The organism is Pseudomonas sp. yb_2 (assembly GCF_043103905.1).
Lineage (GTDB): Bacteria > Pseudomonadota > Gammaproteobacteria > Pseudomonadales > Pseudomonadaceae > Aquipseudomonas > Aquipseudomonas alloputida.
In genome coordinates this window covers 30,492-54,171 of sequence record NZ_JBICKH010000066.1, presented here as the reverse complement: position 1 = coordinate 54,171, position 23,680 = coordinate 30,492, and the positions used below count along the sequence as shown (strand labels likewise).

Sequence of the window (23,680 nt, the reverse complement as noted above, 5' to 3'; positions counted from 1 at the left end):
TATAACTATTAAATACCCTATCACCCATTTGCCCAACATATCAGGTATGTACATGCGATTTTCTTCTCTGCTGGGTGCGGGCCTTGTACTGCTCGCAACTGCCACCCAAGCCTTTGCTGGCGCCACGTTGGAGCGAGTTGAATCGCGCAAGGAAATGGTTAACGTGCTGATGGAAAGCTACCCGCCGTTTTCCTTCCTCAATGACCACAACCAGCTCGACGGTTACGACGTGGACGTGGCCAAGGCAGTGGCCGACAAGCTCGGCGTCAAACTGCGCCTGGAAACACCGTCCTGGGACGTGATTGCCGCTGGCCGCTGGAGCGGGCGCTACGACATCTGCATTTGCTCGATGACCCCGAGCAAGGCGCGCGCCGAGGTGTTCGACTTCCCTGTGGAGTACTACGCATCGCCCGCCGTGATCGTGGTCAATGCCTCGGATGAGCGCATCCATGGCGCCAAAGACCTGGAAGGCCGCAAGGTGGGTTCGATCAGTGCATCGAGCTACGAAAGCTACCTGAACAAGAACCTGGTCATTGAAGGCAAGGAAGACCAGAAGATCAATTACCCGTTCGACTTCGTGCAGGCTGCCCCCTACGACACTGAAAACGTCGCCTTCCAGGACCTGGGCCTGGGCACTGGCGTGCGCCTGGACGCCATCATTACCAACCTGGTGACCGCGCAGCCGCGCCTGCAGCAGGACAAGCGCTTCAAGCTGGCCGGCGCGCCGCTGTATGAAGAGCCCAACGCGGTGGCCATCGAAAAAGGCGACCCTGAGTGGGATGCCAAGGTACGCCAGGTGTTCGCCGAGCTGAAGGCTGATGGCACCCTGGCCAAGCTGTCGCAGAAATGGATTGGCGCCGACATCAGCAAATGAGCACCTTCCCTCCCTCCCCCAAGCCCGTGGCAAAGCCTGCGGGCGCCGGCCTGTTCGGCTTTCGCACCCGGTTACTGCTGACCTGGCTGGCGCTGTTCGGGCTGTTTGTCGCCTTCTTCCTCAGCTTTGACCTGAAGTTCGCCATCATTCTGGAGAAGTTTCCCAACCTGGCCGGCTTCAAGCTGGGGCCCAATGGTTTTCTGCAAGGCGCCGCACTGACCCTGTTCCTGTGCCTGTGCTCGATGGTGGTATCCGTGCTGCTCGGCTTTGCCGCCGCGCTGGCACGGTTATCCAACAGCGCGGTGCTGGTGGGTGTGGCCAGCTTCTACACCTCGTTCTTCCGTGGCACGCCGCTGCTGATCCAGATTCTGCTGATCTACCTGGGGCTGCCGCAGGTGGGCCTGGTACCCGGCGCCATCAGCGCCGGCATCATTGCCTTGTCGCTGAACTACGGGGCCTACCTGAGCGAGATCTTCCGCGCCGGCATCCTCGGGGTGGCCCGTGGGCAACGTGAAGCAGCATTGGCGCTGGGCATGCGCACGCCGCAGATCTTCTGCCACATCATCCTGCCCCAGGCCATGCGGGTGATCATTCCGCCCACCGCCAACCAGTTCATCTCGATGCTCAAGGACTCGTCGCTGATTTCCGTGATGGGGGTTTGGGAGGTGATGTTTCTGGCGCAGTCGTATGGGCGTTCGAGCTATCGCTACCTGGAAATGCTGACCACCGCCGCCGTGATCTACTGGGTGCTGTCGATACTGCTGGAGCTGCTGCAGGCGCGCCTGGAACGGCATTTTGGCAAGGCTTATCAGCGCTGAGGGCTGCACGGCTGGTGCAAAACCGACAGGCCTGACCGCGCCCCATGCAGGAGCGGCCAGGCTACGCGTAAGTGAACATAATCAGCGCGGTAGCCAGCAGTATGTGAATGACCAACAGGCTCACCAGCAGTCGTCTCATGCTTGAGGGGAAACGTTTGACTTCATCGAAGTCAATCAACCCCCTGCGCACGAAGAGGCTCGGTATAGCCAGCACCATGGAGATCAAACCCGTACGCATAACCTTGCCCAGAAGGCCTGCATGTTGAAACGTGATTTTATTGCCGGTCACGAAGCTACAGCGCGTTAGCAACGACTCGTAGTACTCAGTGTATTTATGTGCGATGAAACACTGTACGACCATCGCCAGCATCATGGGTGCAAGAATCAGAATCGCAATTAGCCCAGGCTCAACTTCATTCACTCCGATACCTCGCCATACAAAAAGTCACCAAATATCTCGCCCCCCTTGCCCCCGGCATCTCCGAGGACTTTACCGCCTACTGCTCCTCCGACGACAGCACAAGCAAGTGCACCGGGACCGCCTGTAGTGACCCCCAGAACGACGGCACAAATACCGGTGCCTGCCATACCCCCCAAATAGCCCCCGGCACTGCCGCCCGCCAGGCTCCCCATCAACGTCGAGGTTTCAACATACTTGGCGCGCCGACACTGATCCTCCCGGCCCGTGGTGCAGGCCTTATGAATTGAGAGGCCGGTGGACGCCATATCCAGCGCAGTACCGATATAAGTGCCCCTTTTCACCAAGTTCGACGCCCTGGCAACGCCAGACACCTTTTCGGCATAACCCGAAATCTCGCCGGTATGCAGATAACTGCGGGTCGAGATGCCCAATGCCTGCTTGATCTTGCCCTGACGGCGTAAACCAGAACCATACGCAGCAACGTTGCCCAATTGCTTTTCAAGCTTCATGAAAAGTGCAGAGCGCTTGGCGTAGAAAGCATCACGGGCAGCGAGAGTGCCAGAACTGAGGTAGTCGCGGTGCAGTTTCTCGATTTCTTCAAGGGTGGTCTTGATATTGGTCAGGTGCTTGCTCCAGCCCTCGCTAGCGGCGCCCGCCCCAATCGAGGCGTTAGCCAGCAAGCTCTGCAGCAAGTCGAAGTGCTCGAGAAAAAAATCATCCGCGTCTACGCCGCTAGTTAGCAGGCCAGCGTGCACCTCGACAGCTTTGGCCATCAGTAATGCTTCGTGGCTGGTGCAGGAAGGAGTACCAGCGTCACCCAGGATGACCAACTCCCCGGCCATGACCACGCTGTTGGCAATGTGGGCATTCAACACATCGAACTTGCTCTTGGCATACCCCGACAACGGTGTGCTGGCTTTAAGCGACTGATAAGACTGGGTTCTGGGGTTGATGAAGCTGCGTGCTTCGGACATGGCCCTACCTCACGCGTACTTCTTGTTGTTGATCCGGTCCCAACCGCCGGCGACATTCCCGCCACCGCTGCCGTCGGAACGTTTCTGGCGGGTATAGGTGGTCTTGATACGCCCATAGTTCAACTGGACGATTTCGATGGGAACGCCCGAGCTTGCATTCTGCGAGTAGTCGGCGATGATGACCTCTTCCAGCACGATCTCGTAATATTTGAGTTTGTCGGTGCCTGCCCGGCAAAGCGCAAGTTTTACTTCCTTGAGATGCTGGCCCGAGCAGCTGGCTTCCAGCAGCTTGCAGCTCGCGCTGTCGAGAAACTTGGTGAATGTAAAGTTGGTCAAGGTGGTACGCCCCGATGTTGCACCGCCGGAAGAGCTTGCGGTAGCGGACGTGCTTTGATTGACACCGAAGTTGTAGCCGTTGATCTCGATCCAGTTGGTGTACTGCTCATCCAGCGCTTCGCCAGCGATGTCGTCGATTTGGATAAAAGCGTCGAAAGCCATGCCTACCTCTCCTTGGTAATGGTGGGTCTGAACCCCAATGAACGGGTGTGACAGGTACGGAGGCAAAATGTTCCCCCACTGCCCGAGCCGCCACACCCGATGCATGACGCTTCAAGCCCTACAACGCCTTCATCTCTGCAATATCCCGCGCTACCTGGTCGGCAGAGTGGTCGAACATCGCCTGTTCCTGCGCATCCAGCGGCAACTCGATCACCCGCGCAAGCCCCTTCTCTGCCAATACACAGGGCACCCCCATGGCGATATCCGTTCGCCCATACTCGCCCTCGAGAATCGCCACCGCTGGCAAAATACGGTTCCGCCCGTTGGCGATCGCATCAACCATCTGCGCAATGGCCACGCCCGGTGCATCGCAGGCGCTCCCCATCTTCTTCAACCCCAGAATCTCGCCGCCGCCCTTACGGGTGCGCTCGACAATCTGTTCGATCTGCTCGCTGGACAGGAAGTGCGACAACGGCACCGAGCCAATCTGGCAGTAGCGCATCAGCGGCACCATGCTGTCGCCATGCCCGCCCAACACCAGCGCCGTGATATCTCGTGCAGAAAACCCGGTTTGCTCGGCGATGAAACACTTCATGCGCGCGGTATCCAGCACCCCCGCCTGCCCAAACACCTTGTCGCGCCCCTGCCCGCTGACGCTCCAGGCGCGATAGGTGAGCACATCGACCGGGTTGGACACCACCAGCACCGTCGCTGTCGGCGCGTGTTGTTTGATGTCCGCCATGATGCTGTCGAGGATTGGCAGGTTGGTACTCAGTACATCCTGGCGCGACTGGCCGGGCTTGCGCGGCACGCCTGCCGTGATCACCACCAGCTCGGACCCCTCCAGCATTTCGGCTTTGGCCCCGCCGTGAACATGGGTATCGGAACCTGAATCCACAGCCGCCTGCCAAACGTCCAGCGCCTTGCCCTGCGCCAGCTCACCCTGCACGTCCATCAACACCAGCTCACGGCACAACTCATCGCGGGCGATGATCTGCGCCGCCGCCTCGCCGACCAGGCCGGCACCCACAATCGTTAATTTGTTCACCAGACACCTCCCAGCGGCGCGCGCCACCAGGAACACGCCTGCGTATACAGAGAAGTATTGCCTGCCGGGGCTAAATGGCCACCCAAGACGATGCGACTACCTTCACTTGACAGTATTCCATGGCAGCGCGAATACTTTGGCCAGATTCATATAGATGACCATACAACAAGGTGAATCAACCAATGAACATGCTGCCCAAGCGCCCTGTCGCCACACCACCGCCCACCGGCCTCAGCGCCACGCCTCCCTGCTGCCCACCTTCCGTTACCAGGCGCCCGCCTGTGAGCGGCAGCTAGCGCAAAGCCGCGTTCCCTTCCTCGAAACCGTAGCAGCAGCCCCAACGGCAGCCACCTGCATGCCCCGTGGAAACGCCCGTCACGCCTTCAAACCCTGAGTGCAGCCGAGCGCCAGCCCAACCGAGACTCCTTGAATGACTCCCTTAGATATACAGCTATTACTGACGGCATTGGCCAGTGTTCTGGTGCTGGTGGCGCTCATCGTTTCGCGCCTGAAAATGCACCCGCTGCTGGCCTTGCTGGTGGTGTCCATTGGCGTGGGCTTCGCGACGCATATGGCGCCAGGCAGCGTCGTCGCCCACCTGCTCACCGGCGCCGGCAAGACACTGGGCGCAGTGGGGGTGGTGATCGCGCTGGGTGCGATGCTCGGCAAGATCCTGGCTGACGCTGGCGTCACGGAACAGGTCGCGGATGTCATCCTCAAGCGCACCTCCGACCGCATGATCCCTTGGGCCATGATGCTGGTTGCCTTCGTCATTGGCATCCCCATGTTTTTCGAAGTCGGCCTGGTGATCATGCTGCCGCTGATATTCAGCGTGGCGCGCAAACTGGAAAGCAAGGCGCGCTTCAAAGGCTCGGCGTACGTGTATGTAGGTGTGCCGGTCATTTCGGCGCTTGCCGCCATGCACGGCATGGTACCGCCGCACCCAGGCCCCCTGACCGCCATTGCCGTGCTCAAGACCTCGGTGGGGCCCACCATGCTCTATGGCTTCCTTGCCGCCATTCCGGCAATGATCCTGGGCGGCCCGCTGTACGGCATGTTCATTTCACCGCGCATGAACACGCGGCCCGATCAGGCATTGCTGGACCAGTTCACGCTGGCTGAAAAAGCCGACGGCCAACCCCGCCCTGGGGTAATGGTCGGCATGCTGGCCGCATTGCTGCCGGCCATCCTGATGCTGGTGCATGCCGTCGCCGAGATGCTGCTGCCCAAAGGCAATGCGCTGCTGGAGATGGCCAGCTTCCTGGGCAACCCGCTGATCGCCATGCTGCTGGGCGTGCTGTTCGCCGGTGCCAGCCTGGTGCTTGCGCGCGGCGGCGACGCCGAACAGCTGCGCGATGCACTGGGCAAAAGCCTCAAGCCGATTGCCTCGATCATCATGATCATTGCCGGTGGCGGTGCCTTTCAGGAAATGCTGACCAGCGCCAAGGTTGGCGATGCCATTGTGCACCTGACCCAGCAATCTGCCTTCCCTCCCCTGATTCTGGGGTGGCTTATCGCGATGTTGCTCTCGGTGTCTACCGGCTCTGCCACCGTCGGCATCGTGGGTGCTGCCGGCTTGCTGGCACCGCTGGCAGGTGCAGACCCCAGCCTCAACCTGCCTTTGCTGGCCTTGTCCATCGGCTGCGGTTCGCTGTTCTTCAACTATGCGAACCATGCAGGCTTCTGGATGGTGAAAGAATCCTTTGGCATGACCATGGGCGAAGCCACCAAGACCATCTCGGTGGTGCAGTCCATCGTGGCGGTGGTTGGGCTGATGGTGGTGTTGATGTTGAATGCGGCCATCACCATAGGTTGAACTCGAGTCAACGGGGGCTGCGCAGCAGCCCCAATCTGGCCCCACCCTCGAGCAACGAACTGGCCTAACGCTCCAGATCCTGCTCGCTTCGTTCCATTACCTTCCCACACTGCTCACTGGCCAACCGGCTGATGATCCGGATCGCCTGATGGATACCGGCCGTGTTGCGAAAACTCAGCCGCGGGTTGTGTTCGCACTCGAGCATTTCGTCGTGCTGGACCAGGGCCTCGCCTAGCAGTTCCAGGGTCCAGGCGTAGCTTTGGATGGTGGAGAGGCGTTCTTGGTCAGACATGGCGGGCCTCCGGTTGGGTGGAGACGAAGCGGAGGTTGCTAAGAGTGAAGTAGCTGAGGGCCGTTGCGGAACGGCGGAGGAGAACGGATGCGAGGATCCTGGATGGACTTGAGATGAGCATGCATGCGGTCCTTTTCGATTGAAGCACCACGCTGACCGTCGCCAAACGATTAGGGTGGCAGCTGTACGCAGGTTGGCGAACCGAGGAAAAGGAACTCGGCAGACCCGAAGGTCTCCCACGCACAGCCGCCATTACACGAAACTGCGGACGCAAAAAAAGCGCCTGCAATCGTGGTCGGGGGCGCCGATGCGCCTTTTCGTTCGGGTCGCCAAACCCGGTCGCGGAGTTGGCCGCGACTGGAGCACGGTAGCGTCGTGGGGACTGCAATGCAAGGTTTGGGGGGATGCGAATGGACGCTGGGGATTGTAGGAAAAGTCGGATAACACAGACTGGGATCAAAATTGACTTGAAGGTTAGATGCGGCGCAAATGGGGGAGACAGACAGACAGACAGTTGTTGGCCGTGGGGGCCCGGTTTCCGCGGGACTGGAATTTGGTAGATTTTTTGATGTACCTCATAGGGAATCTATAAAAAGATCAGCTAGTTATGGCTCTTAGTGGAATCGAATCGGGAATTGCGGAGGCTCAAGTGAGAGCTACGCCCACCCATTTCAAATGCTACGTGAAGAACGGCGAAAACGATCCACTGCGGCCTGGCTCTGTACGAAAAGTCTTGAGACGCAGGTCAGGCAAGGCGAAAACAGCCGAGGAAGCGGAGTGTACTGGAGTACATGAGCATTCCGAGGCTGTTTTCAACGCAGCATGAACAAGTATCAAGGCTTTTCGTACAGAGCCTAGCTTTTCGCGAGTTTGTCGAAGGTGGAGCTTAAAGTCCAAGATCGAGCTCAAACATTTCAGCAAGTGTTTGGTTACTAAACCTTGGCGGCTTTGGAAAGTGCACTGCAGCCTCTCGAATTAGTTTTAGTGATTGCTTATTATCCAGTTTCGCCCACGTACCCATACGGACCAACTCATCAACGAGATCATCAAAGAAACCAAAATAGTTATCTCCAAGCCAGCGCTGGATTTGTCGCTTAAAACAATCAGTCATGCCGGGTGTAAGTGGAGAACGGCTTTTAAGAAATACCGAGAATTCTCCAGCGATAATCCGCCAGGCCGAGGTGGAGCCTTCCCATTCTTGAAGCCCGAAAAACATATAAGCCCTTTTTATGGATTTTGAGTCTGGCATCGAAGTTTACCAGATTAAGAAAAAAGTACTAACCCAGTATAGCATGCGCGGCATCGGGCAACGGAAAAATGTAAGCGCTCCATGAACCCCACATTCGAAGCACCTAATTCATACCTGATGCTGTGCTTCCGATTTTTCTGGAGCCCGCCCACATGATGCGACCTGACGCCGAAGTCGAAAAAGTGTATCTCTACCCAAAGCTCGTCGACTTCCGAAAGTCCATCGATGGCCTGGCTGCGCTGGTCGAACTCGATATCAAGGTGGTGGAGTTCGACCCGGTGCTTTTCGTCTTCCTAAACAAGCCGCGCAACCGCGTGAAGATCCCATATTGGGAGCGTAACGGCTTCTGTCTCTGGCTCAAGCGCTTGGACTCCGAACGGTTAAAAACATCACCCGATCCGGCTGACGTTGCCATCGTACTAATAGTCTGGGCTTATCCTACAGCAGCTTCTCCATAACAATGGTGCGTTCCGCCCCATGAAACTCGTCGCGGATTTTTTGATAACCCAACGCGGTATAAAACCTTTCAGCTGTAATCGACGATGGCACACGTACAGCTCCAACGCCTGCGCTGGCAGCAGTTATATGAATGACATCCATCAAATGCCGCCCGATACCGCCTTTCTGGTGAGCAGGGTCAACGAAAACACTTCTGACCACATCACCGTCGAGACCGGCAGTGCCAACGATGTTTTCGCCCAGTAAGGCTACAAAGACCCTGCGCTTCGTAAGCTGTGTGGTGATGGCTTCAGGAGAAAAGCTCTGCTCAACCTGAGCGATCACATCAGGCGGATAGTCCTGTGAATTTGACTCACGCAGGGCGGCTATAATTACGCGGCTTATCGCTGCTGCATCTCTGCTCGTGGCGGGACGAACGTGACATTTCATGCTGATACCTCAATCCTATAGGACTCCAGCTTAGTGCATTACAATGTGCCTTCCCCGGACGCTTACAAACGGGCGGCTGCAGTCATGAGCCTAATCTGATCGGCTCGCATGAATGGGCATGATCCGTATGCCTACCTCAAAGAGGTGCTGACGCGGCTTCCGACGCAGCGGGCCAGTGTGATTGGGCAACTACTACCACATCAGTGGATGCCGGCCTGACTACCCCAGGGAAAGCTGTAAGCGCACTTAGGCTTCAGTGAGCCTTTTCCGAATAAAGCTCAAAGCATCCTTGAAAACCTGATGCCAATTTTCAGAGGGCTCGCTCATGAGAGGATGCCAAAAGAATCTGAATTCATGGCCTCCATCATCTTCTGCAAAATGCACCCAAGTATCAGGAAGGTCTTGGGCAACATGACATTCATGAAATGCCCATGTGTGTCCAGTTACGATGAAACGCCGCTCCCCCAAATGTCGCCCAACTGTCGACGGAATACCTGCTTCTTCTTTCAGCTCTCGAACCGCAGCCAGGTCGGTTGCCTCACCTGGCTCGACACTGCCTTTGACCAGCTGAAAGCCTGCTAATGGATGCTCGAACGCTAAAATTTCCAGCGTTTCCCGGCCTCGCAGAACTACAGGACAAGATTTTTCTGCTTCCATGCCGTCACACCTCCGATCCTTACACGTGAGTTGGGAAGCATAAGCGAAGCAAGCTGCCTGACCGATGAGCCCGCCTTCATCTTAACCTCACCCTTGACCCCACTCCGGGTTACCTTCATACCGCAGCCACCCCGCAACCCCCACTCCCCCATCTACCCGATCCTTAGGATGAACACGCCCTTCACTAACCGGCACATCTGCAAAATCAAACGGACTCATCCCCTCAATACACGCAACATTCACACCATACTGATCCGGCGCAGAACGCCGCTGGTGGAAGGTATAGATACCGCACCTCGAGCAGAAGTAATGCTTAGCTTCCCGTGTATGGAACTGATAAAGGGTCAGTGCCTCCTCCCCTTGCGTCACAGTGATATCGCCTAGATTGGCTGACACGGCCACGGCCCCGCGCATGCGGCAGAGCGAACAGTTGCACCTGCGCGCGGTACGCAGACCATCGGTCAAACGCAGTTCAAACCGTACAGTCCCGCAATGGCAGGCTGCTTGGTAAACAGGGCGATCATCCTTTTTTTCATCAGTCATAACGTTTCCCTGGCCTGAGAAGGCAACCTGGATATCCACGAGACAAAGGCCCAAATCTATGTACTTTAGCCTGACACTATGATTGCCTCCCGGGAAGTGGTGTAACTGAACCAGACTTAATGCCGCAACCAATGAGTTAGAGAAAAATGGTATGAGACTTTATTTGCATACCACATCAATCTCACTGTTCCTGACTGCTTTTCCGTGCCCGTGACGATGCCGGCCTCGACACTGCCTTCTTCGCTTTGGCTGCCGGAGGGCTTTTCCCTCGTTTCGGTCCGGCCACCACGCAGGAACTGGCCAGCGGCGCGGCCACAGCGATTGCCCCACCAGCCTTCAACTGGCCGACAGTGTTGCCGACGAGCGTTGCAGTGGGCTTATCTTTGGCAGTCATCACCATACCCATCCGCACGCCAAAGAGACGCAGCACGCCCTCCAAAGTGCTGAGCTTCGGATTCGACTTCCCGCTTTCCAGTTCGTACAGGCTTTTCGTGGACATCTTGCACATGGCCGCGAAGGTCTCTTGGTCAAGCCCGGTGACTTCGAGCCGTAGACGGCGGATGGATGCCCCAATTGGATCGAGCCCCGCCGCGTTGCGCTTGACGATATCTTCTACGAGCTGGGCGCGCTCTTCAGGCTGTAGTTTTTTCATCGCAGTCCCCACTCCACGAGTCGCTTGTCCCGGTTATTCACGGGTAGAGAGGCATTGCGCATCGATTCAGGTGCATCGGTCAGCAGATCGGGCAACGTCCTGAATGCCTCAGCCGCATGCATCAACCGTTGCAGCAGAACCTCGGGAGCAGTGTAACCAACAAGCTCAGCGCAGTTGTCGTGCCAATTGGAAGACCCCTTGCGCTCTGCCGCCCACTTCGTCGTCCGGGTGATGCCCTCTTCATCCTGGATCATTGACGCGAGGTCATAGATTGGCGCCAAACGAAACCTCCCACCCACACGCATGATGCAGGTGTTGCGGCCGTGGTTATCGGTGTTCCCTAGAATGCGGTTCAGCAGATCGAGATGATGTAGTCGTCGTAGGCGACAAGGCAGCTTCCATCAGCAACACGCTCAGGGTTCTCAACCGAGAGTGTCGCTACCTCGCGCCATGCACCATCGGAGAAGCCCGGATCGTGAGTCTGAGCGGCATCGCGACACCATTAATCAGCATTTTAATGCCGATTAAACTAGTGCGCACGACTGGAATCGGCAATATTTTGCCGATTAAAAGCTTAAGCACGGGCAAAACCGGCACCACACTACCGATTATGCATTCACAGCGCGCCAGTGGGTGCTAGAGGTCGTTGCTGCGTCTGGGAAGCAGGAACTGCATGTGACTCGGCCTTTGGGTTATAGGACTATGTTTAATTGCGCTGGGTAGGTGGTGGATGGCACGGGCTTCGCCCGTGTTCGCGGGTAAACCCGCTCCTACAGGGGGGGGGGAACGGCTAAGTCCGAGGTTTGCAGGCCTGATGAGAAAAGACAGGCTTAAGAAAGCCCGCATTAGGCTGGCTTACATTGATGGCCCGATAGCAAAAATCACCATCGGCCAAATTGTCTGGTGCGGAGACAGACGGACGGTTGTAGGGCGTCAGGGCCCGGTTTTCACGGGGCTGGAATTTGGTGGATTTATAGACGTACCTAATAGGGTATCTATAAAAAAATCAGCTATTTATGGCTTTCTGTGGAATCGAATCGGGACTTGCGAAGGATCCAGTGAGAGCTACGACCGCCGTGGCATCAACGTTCAAGGTGTGGTGGGATCCCCCATCCTCAGGACCATTCGTCCTTCGTCGAGGTAACCTTCCCCGGTGGCGATGCAAATCGCACCTGTGGTGGTCACATCACCGTCTACTGCTTGGCCAAGCCCATCCAGACTGACGCGCATTTCAGAGTCCCTTGCGAACTGTAGGAGCGAAAGAACCTAACAGCTAGGAAGGGGCAAATGAGGCCTCGAGCAGCTAACGAGACGATTCCTACGAGCAACGCGGATTTAGGACTAAGCACAACCTAGCGGTTTGGGAACTAGAGCCCTCCCCCTTTTTGTTCACTCCCGCAAATAAAAAAAGGGGGACAGACCCGAATGGCACTAACTTAACGTGCTTCGGGTGCCCTTTTTTTGTGTCGGAGGCAGAGCGATGACCAAAGCACGGCGCACTGGCATGACCTACGAAATGGCCAACCACATAGACCGTCACAACCGGACAACAAAAGGCCCGATGACGATTAGCCAGGAGCTGACAGCCAGGATTATGAACAAGGCCAAAGACCTTGCATTGCAGTATGAACACCGCGCCGTTGTCGGCCTCACAGGCAAGGCGCGAGACGCGCTAGCCCGTGATGATAGTGTGGCCAGCATCATCAAGGAATTGCAGCTGTAGCGGCGCGCCAGAGCTTCACAGGGGTGGCCTGGCCCTGGCCGCCACCAATGAGGCTATGCGCCAGATGATCAGCTTCGGCTCGATGTTGGGCCTGGAGCCGGCCAACCATGCGCGGATCATCGGGGGCAACAGGCAAAGCCCGGCGAATGAATTCGCCGCCCTGCTGAATGCGTGATTTCGCGACCGTCCGCGCGCTGGAGCGGCACCTGCGCAACGCGGGCGTGCCCAAGTCGCTGGCCACCAAGATATCCAGCCAGGTGACGGACGAAACCGCGCGCCGGCTGCTGCCGCTGCACGTTCGGTTTTGGATTGTTGCACGGGCCATGACCGCCAGGCCCCGGAAAATCTGAGTTCCAGGCGGTGCCCAGCATCACATTCAAATCAGCCCCGATACCGGCCAGGCTTGTGCCAGCGGATCAGCACCAGGTTCATTGCGACGGTGCCGACCGCCGACCAGGCCATTTTGTCGGCGGGCAGGTAGAAGGCCGCGACCAGGAACAGCGCCGCATCGCAAGCGAGCTGCGCCACGCCGGCGTTAACGCCGAATTTCCGCTGAAACCAGAGAACCATCGAGCCTGTACCGCCCATGGATGCGTTGTGCCTGGCCAGGCAAAGGATGCCCATTCCCAGGAGCGTTCCGCCGAGCGCCCACCCCACCGCCGGGTCGATGCCAGCAACGTTTAACGCCGGGGTAACCAGCTTAACGCCCAGGCCAAGGGCGAAGCTGACCAGGACGCTTTTCAGGGTGAAGTTCCGCCCCATCGTGAACAGCGCAAACAGCAGGAACGGCACGTTGATAGCCGGCACCAGAATCGACGACGGGTAGGGGGTGACGAACGAGGCCAGCAGGGCCATTCCAGCAATGCCCCCGGTGATCAGCCCGCTTTTGCCCAGGATGGCGATTCCGGTCGCGGCCAGCGCGATGCCAGTGAACAGCCCGTATGCGTCATCTAGCGCGCTGTGGCGCGGGTAGAAGGCGTGGGTATCACAGCTCATAGGGCGCCCCCATTAGCGTCGTAGCGCGCTGGCGCAGGCCTTCCACTGCGGTGACGCGGGCAATCTCAATGCCCTGGCGAACGATGATAACCACGGTTCCATAGATCACTTGTTCGAGGATGAATTCAAGGCTCGACTGAGCGTCGGCCAGGTCGTATTTCACCTGGTGCACGGTGCGGGTTCCTTTTGGGAGGGTGGCTCGAAAGGTGGGTTTCACCTGGGGCGCCGTGGGCCAGGGTAGGCCTAAGGCGAGGGGAAATGATGGCGCGGATTGTGCGAAAAGTGCTTTCTAACTTTGCAGGGTATGGGGGTATTTGCGAATGGACTATGCGCAGACTGTTAGAAACTCAGAAAATCTATGCGCCGGCGCGAAAATGATCGGATTCGATAGGAGCCTAATAAATCCGATCCTGGCGCGCTGCTGGCTGCATGAAAACACTCCCACATCTAAAGCGATTTGGGCGACGCAGAGATAAATACCACCAAAAGGTGGGGGTTTGGGTTTACTGCCACCCGGTCGGCGCCGCTGGTGAAATCCTCGGAAAAGCGACGAAAATTGCATTGGCATGTTTTTTGTGCGTGCGTATGGCGGGTCAGTATCTCGGCGCATGGCACGGGCTTCACCCGTGTTCGCGGGCAAGCCCTAATGCCAGTCAGTTAACGTTTTCCGGCTTGATTGGGGCTGCTTTGCAGCCCTTCGCGGGCTTGCCCGCTCCCACAGGGATCGCGCTAGCTTTTAGAATTTGAGCAAGCCAGTTGGCTCACACAGGTACGGAGTAATGTTCCGGGTGGCGATACCTGTTCGACTGCCCGGCTGCGCATGCTTTGAAAAGCTGCTCCGAAGTAGCTTTAAAGGGTTTCGTGGGGAGAGTGAACTGTGTTGCAGGGCACAGTTCAGCGGTGGAGCAAGAATTGCGGGGGCCGCCTTGCGGCCCTTTCGCGACACAAGGCCGCTCCCACACAGGGCGTGGAATATTCGAGCATCGCGCTTGCATACGGGCCTTAATGTTCACGAAAGGAGACGAATTCAAGCTGAATTAGTGCCGATCTTGAAATCATTCAAGGCCTGTCGAGTGGCTCTGAAATGAACCCCTGCTCCCTCAGTGCCTTGATGACCCCACGCACCAGGTAATTGTTGGAGAAGCCAATGGTGTATTGCCTCGAATTTGGGTTGATTGGCAGAAGCATGCCTTGCTCTACCAGGTTCTTGATCTGATAAGTCCGTTGGTTAGCCGTGAGCGCGGGGAGTGCCTGAGCAATGTCACTCGATTTCACGACCTTCATCTTTATGACGCTGACCAGAATCTGTTCCTCGGTGTCGGTAATCCACTCCCGACTGCGTGCAAAACTCACCGCCGGCAACAGAATGCACTTCGTGAGGTAGCCATAGTCGGTGAGCTTGTCCACCTTCTCCAATTCGTCGCGGATGCCCTGCAGCACATAGGTACACCATGCCTCCAGCCCTCCTGCGGCGCCAGTATCGGCAAGCCCCAGCATGGTGTAGTACTTGTCCCGGTCATTGCAGAACACCGCAGTAGGGTTGAGCACCCGACCACCCGTGTTCACGTTGAAGCCGTACTTCATCAACAGCGCGTAGGTCAGCAACCTTACCACCCGCCCATTGCCATTGCCGAATGGATGAATCCAACCGAAACGGTGGTGCGCCAGGGCGACCTTCATCAGCGCGTATTTAGGGGAATCGTCGCGATTGATGAAGCTGACCAACTCCTGCATGTACTGCGGCACCAGCACACCTTCTGGAGGCAGATGCTCCGCCTGTGCGATCCTGACCGCCCCTTCCCGGTAGGCGCCTGGCGTTTTATCGCCTTCACGCCGTAACCCCATTACGGTCATGGCGTGCAATTCTCGGATCGTATGCTCTGTCAGGTCTGCACCAGGCTTGATCACCACTTCGATGTAATCCATCGCCTTTTCGATGTTGGCAATTTCCAGCAACTGATCGGTGCTCTCGGCCTTCCCTTCGACTTTGCTGTCGATGTAGTCGGCCAGTGTGGTGTGGTTGCCCTCGATTCGAGCAGACCCCAAGCTCTCCAGCGTGTGGAACAGCGCCTTCAACTGAAAGAACACCTGAGGTGGAGTGTCCCCTTCCAGCCTCAGCCTGCGCAGAAACTCGAGCTCGGCCAGAACGTCAACCAGCGGCGAGTCGAAGGACGGGTTCAGTAGCTTGCAAGTCGTGGTGAGAAAACTGGGGCATCTCAAAATTATCCCTAAACGGGAAAATCATTATCTAGAAAAATTTCGGTTCTCACCCCGTAAACACTGGCCAAAACCTGATCGACAGCTAACCACTATCTAAAAATACGTGCAACCCTAAGTGTAAAACTGCGAACCATAAAGTCAAAAACACGCAAATCCGTGGGGAAAAAAGCGGGAACAAAAAAACCCGCACAAGGCGGGCTTCTATTGGTGCCAGGTAGCGATAAATCGCCATAGGCCAACTGATTCTGGTGCCGGAGACAGGAATCGAACCTGCGACCTTCGCGTTACGAGTGCGCTGCTCTACCGACTGAGCTACACCGGCGTGTAGCGCAACGTACCACTGCTCACACCCGTAACGCAAACCCCTGTTTCCGCTGGTTTATTGCCCTGCCCTCAAGCCCCCTTGCACCCTTTGGGCGCCAGGTCTTCTTCGATGTCGGTCGTGCACGCCCAGCCGCTGGCCGAACGCGTCAGGGTCAGGGCCTTGCCCAGTGCGTTGGCAGGCGCATCCACCAGGGTGCAGACAATGCTGCCGCTACCATCTGCGGCCTTGCCGCTCGCCGTGATCGCACAATGCGCCGTCGCCGGCTGGCCACCCAGCTCGGAGACACCGGCTACATCCTTTCCATCATTCAGCCGCAGATCCATCGCCGTCTTCAGGGCGCTGATCTCCAGCAACCCGGCCGCGGCCTTGGAGCGTGCCTGGTGGTTGGTGTACATCGGTAAGGCGATGGTCGCCAGAATGCCGATGATCGCGACGACGATCATCAGTTCGATCAGGGTGATACCGCGTTGCCCTTTCATGAACGTAGTTCCTTTTTGATTCGCTTACACATTGAGGTCAGTTGCGCCCCAACCGGCAGCGGCGCAGTAGGCCTGAACAGACACCTTTTGTCACCCCTGCCCGCACGGGCGTCATCTTCGCTGAACTACTCTAGTGAGCATCACGGACGCGTGCCCTTGCATGGACGCGGCAAGCTGTTTCCAGGCTTGTCGCCGGGGCTGAACAAGGACCTTTGCATGACTTCATCTTCACTTCTCTACCGCTGGCACGGCACCGACGCCAATGGCGCGCCGGTCAGCGGCCAAACACCCGGGCGCAGCCCGGCTTATGTGCGCGCCGGGCTGATTCGCCAGGGCATCACGGTGGCGAGTTTGCGGCCGGCCAGCGGGCTGGCGTTCAGCTTGCCAAAGCGGCGCGAAAAGGCAGACCCGGCGGGGTTCAGCCGACAATTGGCGACGCTGCTCAAGGCCGGCGTGCCGCTGCTGCAGGCGTTCGAGGTGATGGGCCGCAGTGGTTGCGATGCGGCGCAGGCGGCGTTGCTGGAAAGATTGAAACGGGATGTGGCCTCGGGCCTGGGGTTGGCGGATGCGTTGCAGCGTCACCCGGCATGGTTCGATGCGCTGTATTGCAACCTGGTACGGGTGGGCGAGCAGTCCGGTACGCTCGACCGGCAGCTGGAGCAGCTGGCCGGCATGCTGGAGCAGCGTCGGGTGCTGCACAAGAAGGTGCGCAAGGCGATGATCTACCCGCTGCTGCTGTTGCTGACCGGGCTGGGGGTGTCGGCAATCTTGTTGCTGGAGGTGATTCCTAAATTCGAGAGCATGTTCTCGGGCATGGGCGCGGCGTTGCCAGCATTTACCCAATGGGTGATCAACTTGTCCACAGGGCTGAGACAGTTTGCGCCGCTGCTGCTGGTGATGGGCTTGGTGCTGGGTGTTGCCGTGCGCCAGCTTTACCGGCAGCACGCGCCAGCGCGCCTGTGGATATCTCGGCGGGTGCTGGGCTTGCCCGTGTTTGGCAAGTTGCTGGGGCAGGCCGCGCTGGCGCGGTTTGCGCGCAGCCTGGCAACGTCCTACGGCGCCGGGGTGCCGTTGCTGGATGCGCTGGGTACGGTGGCGCGGGTAACGGGTGGCGACCTGCACGAGCAGGCGGTGTTGCGGCTGCGCCAAGGCATGGCCAATGGGCAAGGGTTAAACCAGGCGATGGCCGGTGAACCGCTGTTTCCCCCCTTGCTGGTGCAGTTGACGGCCATCGGTGAATCCAGCGGCACGCTGGACCAGATGCTGGAAAAAGCCGCCAGCCATTACGAGGAACAGGTCAGCCAGGCGCTGGACCAGTTGACCAGCCTGCTGGAGCCGGCCATCGTGCTGATCCTGGGCTTGCTGGTGGGTGGCCTGGTGGTGGCGATGTACCTGCCGATCTTCCAGTTGGGTAGTTTGATCTGAACATGACTTTATGGGCTTTGCTGGCTGAACAGCCAGCGTATTTCCTCACCCTTGCTACGGTGCTCGGCCTGCTGGTGGGCAGCTTTATCAACGTGCTGGTGTATCGCCTGCCGATCATGCTGGAGCGGCAATGGCAGCGTGAGGCGCAAGAGGTATTGGGGCTGCCGACCACGCAGCACGCGCGTTTCGACCTGTGCCTGCCCGCCTCCCGGTGCCCACACTGCGCGCACCGGATTCGTGCGTGGGAGAACATTCCGGTCATCAGCTACCTGGCCTTGGGCGGGCGCTGTTCGTCCTGCAAAAACCGCATCAGCCTGCGTTACCCGGTAGTGGAAGTGGCCAGCGCGCTGCTGTCGCTGGTAGTGGCCTGGCGCTTCGGCGCTTCGGTAGAGGCGTTGGTGGCTCTGCCGCTGACCTGGTGCCTGCTGGCGCTGAGCCTGATCGATGCGGACCACCAGCTGCTGCCGGATGTGCTGGTGCTGCCGACCATGTGGCTAGGGCTGATCGTCAATGCCTTTGGCATCCATGTGCCCCTGGCCGACGCACTGTGGGGCGCAGTGGCCGGGTACCTCAGCCTGTGGACGGTGTACTGGGTGTTCAGGCTGGTCACCGGCAAGGAAGGCATGGGCTATGGCGATTTCAAGCTGATGGCGCTGATCGGGGCGTGGGGGGGTTGGCAGGTGCTGCCGTTGACGCTGCTGTTGTCGTCGGTGGTGGGGGCGCTGTTTGGCCTGTGCCTGCTGCGTTTTCGCCGGGATGCCATGGGCACGGCAATCCCGTTTGGCCCTTATCTGGCAATTGCGGGGTGGATTGCCGTGCTCTGGGGTGATGAAATATACGCCTCATACATGCAACTGCTTGGATACTGATGACCACTGCGGCCTTTACCCCCTGGATTCTCGGCCTGACCGGCGGCATTGGTAGCGGTAAAAGCGCCGCTGCCGAGCGCTTTGTCGAGCTTGGCGTGCACCTGGTCGATGCGGACCAGGCGGCGCGCTGGGTTGTCGAACCTGGCCGCCCGGCCCTGGCCAGCATCGTCGAGCGCTTCGGCCCGGGCGTGCTGCAGGGTGACGGCCAGCTCGATCGCGCCGCCCTGCGCCAGCTGATATTCGCCGACCCGGCGCAACGCAAATGGCTGGAACAACTGCTGCACCCGCTGATCGGTCAGGAGATTTTCAGCTATCTGGCCAAGGCGCAGTCGCCTTATGCGGTCTATGTGTCGCCGCTGCTGATCGAATCGGGCCAGCACCATAAGACCCAACGCGTACTGGTGATCGATGCGCCGCAGGACCTGCAAATAGCCCGTACCCTGGCGCGGGACAACACCAGTGCCGAGCACGTGCAGGCCATTTTGCAGGCGCAGTTGGCCCGTGAGGATCGCCTGCGCCATGCCGATGATGTGGTAGTCAATGACGGCGGCCTGGCCGCGCTGCATGAGCAGATTGACCGCCTGCACCACTTTTACCTGACTTTGAAAGGAGGCCAGCCATGAGCCAGCCATTGACCGTCGATTGCCCAACTTGCGGCGCGCCTGTGGAATGGAGCGAAAAAAACGCGTTCCGGCCGTTTTGTTCGGACCGTTGCAAACTGATCGACCTGGGCGCCTGGGCGGCTGAGGAGCACAAGATTGCGGGGTCGGAAGAGTCCGAAGATGAGCTGTATTCGGGGGACCTGGAGCCGCGGCATTGAGCTGATCCACAAATACAACGCGGGCCCACAACCCGCGCGGTACCTGTGGGAGCGGGCAAGCTCTGAGTGCTGTGCATTACCCCCGAAGAGGCCGGCACAGCCACCACACATTCACCGCTCATCTTCCTTCCAGGGCGCCTGCAAATACCGCGTCCGGTTGAAGGTTTCCAGCCACTCGGGGCAAAACACCACCAGCGCACTTATCACCATGCCGTTGATGAACGCCTCGGGGAACATCATCAGCCACAGGTAGCCGACAAAGTCGCTGAGCCATTCCGGCAGGGCAAACCGCCCGTCGAGCCACAACACCCCTAGCGCCGCCGGTACGCAAACCAGCACGGTGAGCGCTGCCGGGAAGAACCCCGAACAAAAAATATAAACGAACAGGTTTCGCGGCTGGGCGCGCTCGACCACTATCGCGCACACCTCAGTAATCAGCACCGGCAAACCAATCAGCATCAAGCCGTTCACCCCCAACGCCGCCAGGTCTTGTCGCCCAAGCGCCAGCAAGCCGAGCTGGGCCATGAACCCACCCAGCACCGCCAGCGGCCAGTCCAGCAACAGGGTGACCGCCGTCATGCCAATAAAGTGGTACGACACCCCGGTATCAAAGTCGCGCCGCACCAGCCACAGCGCAAACAGGCAGAACACCGTGCCAAACAGCAAATGCTGGCGGCGCCGGTCGGTAAACAGTTCCACCCAGCGAACCCGGCTGACCGCCCAGATCAGCAACGGCACATAACCCAGCCAGCCAAGGGTAAGGGTGGTGCCGGATAACACCTGCGCGCTGATCACCTGAACAATACCCTTTGCGGCCATGTGGATAAAACCGAGTCTACACCCATTCTCCCATTCCTTCGGCTGCGGTAGGCTGACGCTTCCATTCGATGCAGGAAGCATTGGTCATGCTGGAAGGAACCAACCCCGCCCTGCTACTGGCAGCGGCACTCAACGCCATCATCGGTGTAATTCACCTGGCCATCATCGCCGTGGGGCCGCGTTGGTACCGTTTGTTCGGGGCCGGTGAGCGCATGGCGGTGGCCGCCGAGAAGGGCCGCTGCTACCCGGCGCTGATCACCGCCGCCATCGCCTGCGTGTTGCTGGCCTGGTCGGCCTATGCGCTGTCGGCTGCCGGGGCGATCGGGCGGCTGCCCTTGCTGCTGCCAGTCATTTGCCTGATCACCCTGGTGTACTTGCTACGCGGCCTGCTGGGGCCAGTATTGCTGGCGGGCACCGGGCGTTCGCAGCGTTTTATCGTGGTCAGCTCGCTGATCTGCCTGGGCTTTGGCGTGGTACATCTGGTCGGGCTGGTGCAGCAGTGGCCAGTGCTGGGCTGATTCTCACGCTTAAACAGCATCTTACCGTCATCGATTAGCGGCTAAGCTTGTCTGCATGGATGACTCAGACTACCTGCGCCTGCTTACCATCCAGGCCGAACAAGCCAATGCCTTTCTCTCCAACGCCCGTAAGTGGGAGCGGGAGCGTTGGGTGTGCCAGCGCCTGTTGCAGGGGCTGAACATTCCCTACCGCAGCGAGGACTTCACCCCGGCGGGGCAGGAGCCACCTGACGTGCTGTTCCGCGACGCCGCCTTCGAGGTGTTTTTCGTGCTCGACGAGGGCCGCCGGCTGAACGATGAATGGCGCGAGGAGCTGCAGCGGCGACGCAGTGCGTTTTCCCTGGCGCAGCTGGTACGCCGCGAAGCACGCCCACGGCGCATCAGTGCCACCGAACTGCTGGGGCGCCTGGCGCCCACCTTGCGCAAGAAGGCGCACAATTACCGGGAACGCGGGCTGGAGCTGAACGAGCTGGACATCATCGCGTTCTCCAGCCTCAAGCGCGAAGTGCTCGACCTCAACACCCACTTCCCGCCGCCTACCGAATACCTGCGCCAGGGCTGGCGCTCGCTGTCGCTGGTCGGGCCAACCTTTGCCCGGGTACTGTTTGCCCACCCCGATGCGCCGGATTTCCTGCGCGGCAACCTTGGCCGCAGCATCGTCTTCGACGTAGGCATCAGTCTTTGATCCAGTGCAGCGACTGTTTGCGATGGCGTACACTCGGCGCCAGGGATAGAAAGCATTATCATTTGTTTCAAGCGCCTGCGCGAACGCTGTAGCGTTTGCGCAGTCACAAACGTCTACCTGACGAGGCCCACCATGACCAGTCGCCTGAACCCGGAAGATCAGCGTCGTGTCGATGAGTATCTGCGAGCCCCCCAGCACCAAGTCGAGCGCAGGCCCTTCCGGCCGTGGCTGCTCCTTGTGCTGGTGCTGGCCGTGACCATCGGGTTGGGTCTCATCAGCCGCCTGCTGAGTGGACTGGTGCTATGAGCTGCTTCGCGCTCGCCCTCCCCTCGTGCAGTTTGCGGCCGGCCCCCAGGGCCACGCATTCCGTAAACCTTATGAGATATTCCCATGACTCATCGCATCGTGATTGTCGGCGGCGGCGCCGGCGGCCTGGAACTGGCGACCCGCCTGGGTAAAAGCCTAGGCAAGCGCAAGCAGGCCGACATCACCCTGGTCGACACCAACCTCACGCACATCTGGAAGCCACTGCTGCACGAAGTGGCCGCCGGCTCGCTGAACTCCTCGGAAGACGAACTGAACTACGTGGCCCAGGCCAAGTGGAACCACTTCAATTTCCAGCTGGGGCGCATGAGCGGCCTGGACCGTGAAGGCAAGCAGATTCAACTGGCTGCCACCCTCGACGAAGAGGGCCGCGAGCTGCTGCCTGCGCGCACCCTGGGCTACGACACTCTGGTGATTGCCGTGGGCTCCAACACCAACGACTTCGGCACCCTGGGCGCAGCGCAGCACTGCCTGTTCCTGGATACCCGCAAGCAGGCCGAGCGTTTCCACCAGCAACTGCTGAACCACTACCTGCGTGCCCACGCCGGCGACGTGGCCAGCGAGAAAATCAGCGTAGCCATTGTCGGCGCCGGTGCCACCGGTGTAGAGCTGGCGGCCGAGCTGCACCACGCTGCCCACGAGCTGGCGGCCTATGGCCTGGACCGCATCCAGCCCAAGGACATGCACATCACCCTTATCGAGGCGGGCCCGCGCGTTCTGCCGGCGCTGCCGGAGCGCATCAGCGTACCGGTTCACAAGACCCTGGAAAAACTCGGGGTGAAGGTGATGACCAACGCCGCAGTCAGTGAAGTGACCGAGGACGGCCTGAAAACCAAGGACGGTGAAGTGATCCAGGCCAGCCTGAAGGTGTGGGCAGCCGGTATCCGCGCGCCAGGTTTCCTCAAGGACATCGATGGCCTGGAAACCAACCGCATCAACCAGCTGGTCGTGCGCCCTACCCTGCAAACCACCCGCGACGACAACATCTTCGCCTTCGGTGACTGCGCCGCCTGCCCGCAACCCGGCAGCGATCGTAACGTGCCGCCGCGCGCACAGGCGGCGCACCAGCAGGCTTCGATGCTGGCGCAAAGCCTGAAGGCGCGCCTGGAGAACAAGGCCCTGCCGACGTACGAGTACAAGGACTATGGCTCGCTGGTGTCGCTGTCGCGCTTCTCGGCGGTGGGCAACCTGATGGGTAACCTGATGGGCAGCGTGAAGCTGGAAGGCTGGCTGGCGCGCATGTTCTATGTGTCGCTGTACCGCATGCACCAGATGGCGCTGTACGGGTTCTTCCGCACGGCGTTGATGATGCTGGGCAGCAAGATTGGCCGGGGTACCGAGCCGCGCCTGAAGTTGCACTAACAGGCGCCCCCATGCCCTGTAGGCGCGGGTTTACCTGTGAATGCGATGGTGGCTGCACTGCCGCATTCGCGGGTGAACCCGCTCCTACATAGGGGCGGTGTGGCAAATAGATGCAGGTGGGATTGCGCCGATGGGCGCATTTTTCGAGGCAAAAGAAAAAGGGCATCTCATGCGAGATGCCCTTTGTTCATGGTGGGTCGTGTAGGATTCGAACCTACGACCAATTGGTTAAAAGCCAACTGCTCTACCAACTGAGCTAACGACCCAAAAATGGTCGGGGTGAGGGGATTCGAACTCCTGACATCCTGCTCCCAAAGCAGGCGCGCTACCGGACTGCGCTACACCCCGAGTGTTTCAAAAAAAAGGGCATCTCTTTGAGATGCCC

General features: G+C 59.0%; 29 protein-coding genes, 3 tRNA genes and 3 pseudogenes. 15 read left to right on the top strand and 20 right to left on the bottom strand.

Annotated features, from left to right (window positions below; genetic code table 11):
- Positions 1-52: 52 nt before the first annotated feature.
- A complete protein-coding gene (locus ACF8FB_RS16445) occupies positions 53-874 on the top strand; it encodes an ABC transporter substrate-binding protein (RefSeq protein WP_098089762.1) in 822 nt (273 codons plus the stop codon).
- Positions 871-1,692 (top strand): amino acid ABC transporter permease, encoded by an 822-nt coding sequence (locus ACF8FB_RS16440; protein WP_003247513.1) that lies wholly within the window; start codon positions 871-873, stop codon positions 1,690-1,692. The genes ACF8FB_RS16445 and ACF8FB_RS16440 overlap by 4 nt, the downstream gene beginning before the upstream one ends.
- A 61-nt stretch (positions 1,693-1,753) precedes the next feature.
- Here the strand turns inward: ACF8FB_RS16440 and ACF8FB_RS16435 are convergent, their stop codons facing one another.
- The 4 genes from ACF8FB_RS16435 to ACF8FB_RS16420 all read right to left on the bottom strand — a co-directional run bounded on the left by ACF8FB_RS16435 (position 1,754) and on the right by ACF8FB_RS16420 (position 4,633).
- Entirely contained in the window at positions 1,754-2,113 is a 360-nt protein-coding gene (locus tag ACF8FB_RS16435; RefSeq protein ID WP_392511566.1) for a hypothetical protein, read from the bottom strand.
- Complete coding sequence (locus ACF8FB_RS16430; protein ID WP_392511565.1) at positions 2,110-3,087, bottom strand: hypothetical protein; 978 nt, start codon at positions 3,085-3,087, stop codon at positions 2,110-2,112. The genes ACF8FB_RS16435 and ACF8FB_RS16430 overlap by 4 nt, the downstream gene beginning before the upstream one ends.
- 9 nt (positions 3,088-3,096) lie before the next feature.
- Positions 3,097-3,585: a type VI secretion system tube protein Hcp gene (locus ACF8FB_RS16425; protein ID WP_047605116.1), complete on the bottom strand. Its 489-nt coding sequence runs from the start codon at positions 3,583-3,585 to the stop codon at positions 3,097-3,099.
- A gap of 118 nt (positions 3,586-3,703) precedes the next feature.
- The gene (locus ACF8FB_RS16420; RefSeq protein ID WP_392511564.1) at positions 3,704-4,633 is read right to left on the bottom strand and encodes a malate dehydrogenase; all 930 of its coding nucleotides are present in this window, start codon (positions 4,631-4,633) and stop codon (positions 3,704-3,706) included.
- 430 nt (positions 4,634-5,063) lie between these two features.
- Between ACF8FB_RS16420 and ACF8FB_RS16415 the strand changes: the two genes are divergently transcribed.
- On the top strand, positions 5,064-6,449 hold the full coding sequence (locus tag ACF8FB_RS16415) for a GntP family permease (RefSeq protein ID WP_392511563.1): 1,386 nt from the start codon (positions 5,064-5,066) through the stop codon (positions 6,447-6,449).
- A gap of 64 nt (positions 6,450-6,513) precedes the next feature.
- On the opposite strand, the gene ACF8FB_RS16410 is transcribed toward ACF8FB_RS16415, so the two are convergent.
- Both ACF8FB_RS16410 and ACF8FB_RS16405 read right to left on the bottom strand, forming a co-directional pair.
- Positions 6,514-6,741, bottom strand: coding sequence for a hypothetical protein (locus ACF8FB_RS16410; protein ID WP_003247523.1), 228 nt, complete (start codon positions 6,739-6,741; stop codon positions 6,514-6,516).
- Between the two features lie 886 nt (positions 6,742-7,627).
- Complete coding sequence (locus ACF8FB_RS16405) at positions 7,628-7,990, bottom strand: hypothetical protein (protein ID WP_148661743.1); 363 nt, start codon at positions 7,988-7,990, stop codon at positions 7,628-7,630.
- Positions 7,991-8,142: 152 nt separating this feature from the next.
- Here ACF8FB_RS16405 and tnpB point away from each other — a divergent pair, with 152 nt between their 5' ends.
- A complete protein-coding gene (gene tnpB, locus ACF8FB_RS16400) occupies positions 8,143-8,448 on the top strand; it encodes an IS66 family insertion sequence element accessory protein TnpB (RefSeq protein WP_041167280.1) in 306 nt (101 codons plus the stop codon).
- On the opposite strand, the gene ACF8FB_RS16395 is transcribed toward tnpB, so the two are convergent.
- Entirely contained in the window at positions 8,429-8,878 is a 450-nt protein-coding gene (locus ACF8FB_RS16395; RefSeq protein WP_010951909.1) for a GNAT family N-acetyltransferase, read from the bottom strand. The two genes, tnpB and ACF8FB_RS16395, sit on opposite strands and share 20 nt — an antisense overlap.
- Positions 8,879-8,944: 66 nt before the next feature.
- On the opposite strand from ACF8FB_RS16395, the pseudogene ACF8FB_RS16390 reads away from it, so the two are divergent.
- Positions 8,945-9,097: pseudogene (locus tag ACF8FB_RS16390) on the top strand (transposase domain-containing protein); the annotation flags it as partial.
- A 27-nt stretch (positions 9,098-9,124) separates the two neighbouring features.
- Here the strand turns inward: ACF8FB_RS16390 and ACF8FB_RS16385 are convergent.
- From ACF8FB_RS16385 to ACF8FB_RS16365, 5 genes and pseudogenes are all read right to left on the bottom strand, one after another.
- On the bottom strand, positions 9,125-9,535 hold the full coding sequence (locus ACF8FB_RS16385) for an NUDIX domain-containing protein (RefSeq protein WP_010951907.1): 411 nt from the start codon (positions 9,533-9,535) through the stop codon (positions 9,125-9,127).
- Positions 9,536-9,622: 87 nt separating this feature from the next.
- The gene (locus ACF8FB_RS16380) at positions 9,623-10,078 is read right to left on the bottom strand and encodes a GFA family protein (RefSeq protein ID WP_010951906.1); all 456 of its coding nucleotides are present in this window, start codon (positions 10,076-10,078) and stop codon (positions 9,623-9,625) included.
- A gap of 181 nt (positions 10,079-10,259) precedes the next feature.
- A complete protein-coding gene (locus ACF8FB_RS16375) occupies positions 10,260-10,730 on the bottom strand; it encodes a helix-turn-helix domain-containing protein (protein ID WP_392511562.1) in 471 nt (156 codons plus the stop codon).
- Positions 10,727-11,125, bottom strand: a complete 399-nt coding sequence (locus tag ACF8FB_RS16370; protein ID WP_392511578.1) for a HipA domain-containing protein — start codon at positions 11,123-11,125, stop codon at positions 10,727-10,729. Before ACF8FB_RS16370 ends, ACF8FB_RS16375 begins: the two co-directional genes overlap by 4 nt.
- A gap of 697 nt (positions 11,126-11,822) precedes the next feature.
- A pseudogene (locus ACF8FB_RS16365) lies at positions 11,823-11,960 on the bottom strand (PAAR domain-containing protein); the annotation flags it as partial.
- 250 nt (positions 11,961-12,210) lie between these two features.
- Here ACF8FB_RS16365 and ACF8FB_RS16360 point away from each other — a divergent pair.
- A complete protein-coding gene (locus tag ACF8FB_RS16360; RefSeq protein ID WP_051122507.1) occupies positions 12,211-12,453 on the top strand; it encodes a hypothetical protein in 243 nt (80 codons plus the stop codon).
- Positions 12,454-12,620: 167 nt separating this feature from the next.
- Entirely contained in the window at positions 12,621-12,803 is a 183-nt protein-coding gene (locus ACF8FB_RS16355; protein WP_010951901.1) for a hypothetical protein, read from the top strand.
- Between the two features lie 31 nt (positions 12,804-12,834).
- Here the strand turns inward: ACF8FB_RS16355 and ACF8FB_RS16350 are convergent, their stop codons facing one another.
- The 5 genes and pseudogenes from ACF8FB_RS16350 to ACF8FB_RS16330 form a co-directional block, all read right to left on the bottom strand.
- Entirely contained in the window at positions 12,835-13,449 is a 615-nt protein-coding gene (locus ACF8FB_RS16350) for a YitT family protein (protein WP_010951900.1), read from the bottom strand.
- A complete protein-coding gene (locus ACF8FB_RS16345) occupies positions 13,439-13,621 on the bottom strand; it encodes a hypothetical protein (RefSeq protein WP_049586345.1) in 183 nt (60 codons plus the stop codon). The genes ACF8FB_RS16350 and ACF8FB_RS16345 overlap by 11 nt, the downstream gene beginning before the upstream one ends.
- Positions 13,622-14,508: 887 nt before the next feature.
- Positions 14,509-15,664, bottom strand: a pseudogene (locus ACF8FB_RS16340) (Fic family protein).
- Between the two features lie 251 nt (positions 15,665-15,915).
- A tRNA-Thr gene (locus tag ACF8FB_RS16335) sits at positions 15,916-15,991 on the bottom strand.
- A 71-nt stretch (positions 15,992-16,062) separates the two neighbouring features.
- Positions 16,063-16,473: a pilin gene (locus ACF8FB_RS16330; RefSeq protein ID WP_392510264.1), complete on the bottom strand. Its 411-nt coding sequence runs from the start codon at positions 16,471-16,473 to the stop codon at positions 16,063-16,065.
- A 216-nt stretch (positions 16,474-16,689) separates the two neighbouring features.
- On the opposite strand from ACF8FB_RS16330, the gene ACF8FB_RS16325 reads away from it, so the two are divergent.
- From ACF8FB_RS16325 to yacG, 4 genes are read left to right on the top strand one after another with little or no spacing between them, the layout of a single operon-like run.
- Positions 16,690-17,898: a type II secretion system F family protein gene (locus tag ACF8FB_RS16325; RefSeq protein WP_392511561.1), complete on the top strand. Its 1,209-nt coding sequence runs from the start codon at positions 16,690-16,692 to the stop codon at positions 17,896-17,898.
- Positions 17,899-17,900: 2 nt separating this feature from the next.
- Positions 17,901-18,767: an A24 family peptidase gene (locus ACF8FB_RS16320; RefSeq protein WP_010951890.1), complete on the top strand. Its 867-nt coding sequence runs from the start codon at positions 17,901-17,903 to the stop codon at positions 18,765-18,767.
- Positions 18,767-19,390, top strand: coding sequence for a dephospho-CoA kinase (gene coaE, locus ACF8FB_RS16315; protein ID WP_004575721.1), 624 nt, complete (start codon positions 18,767-18,769; stop codon positions 19,388-19,390). Before ACF8FB_RS16320 ends, coaE begins: the two co-directional genes overlap by 1 nt.
- Positions 19,387-19,587 carry a DNA gyrase inhibitor YacG gene (gene yacG / locus ACF8FB_RS16310; protein WP_010951889.1) on the top strand — a complete coding sequence of 67 codons (201 nt, stop codon included), beginning with the start codon at positions 19,387-19,389 and terminating at the stop codon, positions 19,585-19,587. Before coaE ends, yacG begins: the two co-directional genes overlap by 4 nt.
- 111 nt (positions 19,588-19,698) lie before the next feature.
- Here the strand turns inward: yacG and ACF8FB_RS16305 are convergent, their stop codons facing one another.
- The gene (locus ACF8FB_RS16305; RefSeq protein ID WP_049588121.1) at positions 19,699-20,406 is read right to left on the bottom strand and encodes an energy-coupling factor ABC transporter permease; all 708 of its coding nucleotides are present in this window, start codon (positions 20,404-20,406) and stop codon (positions 19,699-19,701) included.
- 86 nt (positions 20,407-20,492) lie between these two features.
- On the opposite strand from ACF8FB_RS16305, the gene ACF8FB_RS16300 reads away from it, so the two are divergent.
- From ACF8FB_RS16300 to ACF8FB_RS16285, 4 genes are all read left to right on the top strand, one after another.
- Positions 20,493-20,924, top strand: coding sequence for a hypothetical protein (locus tag ACF8FB_RS16300; RefSeq protein ID WP_049588119.1), 432 nt, complete (start codon positions 20,493-20,495; stop codon positions 20,922-20,924).
- 55 nt (positions 20,925-20,979) lie between these two features.
- Complete coding sequence (locus ACF8FB_RS16295) at positions 20,980-21,609, top strand: DUF1780 domain-containing protein (protein ID WP_003247546.1); 630 nt, start codon at positions 20,980-20,982, stop codon at positions 21,607-21,609.
- Between the two features lie 132 nt (positions 21,610-21,741).
- Entirely contained in the window at positions 21,742-21,915 is a 174-nt protein-coding gene (locus ACF8FB_RS16290) for a DUF3094 domain-containing protein (protein ID WP_008091951.1), read from the top strand.
- Between the two features lie 84 nt (positions 21,916-21,999).
- Positions 22,000-23,295, top strand: coding sequence for an NAD(P)/FAD-dependent oxidoreductase (locus tag ACF8FB_RS16285; RefSeq protein ID WP_392510267.1), 1,296 nt, complete (start codon positions 22,000-22,002; stop codon positions 23,293-23,295).
- Positions 23,296-23,485: 190 nt separating this feature from the next.
- Here the strand turns inward: ACF8FB_RS16285 and ACF8FB_RS16280 are convergent.
- Positions 23,486-23,561 (bottom strand) — tRNA-Lys (locus ACF8FB_RS16280).
- Positions 23,562-23,566: 5 nt separating this feature from the next.
- A tRNA-Pro gene (locus ACF8FB_RS16275) sits at positions 23,567-23,643 on the bottom strand.
- Between the last annotated feature and the right edge of the window lie 37 nt (positions 23,644-23,680).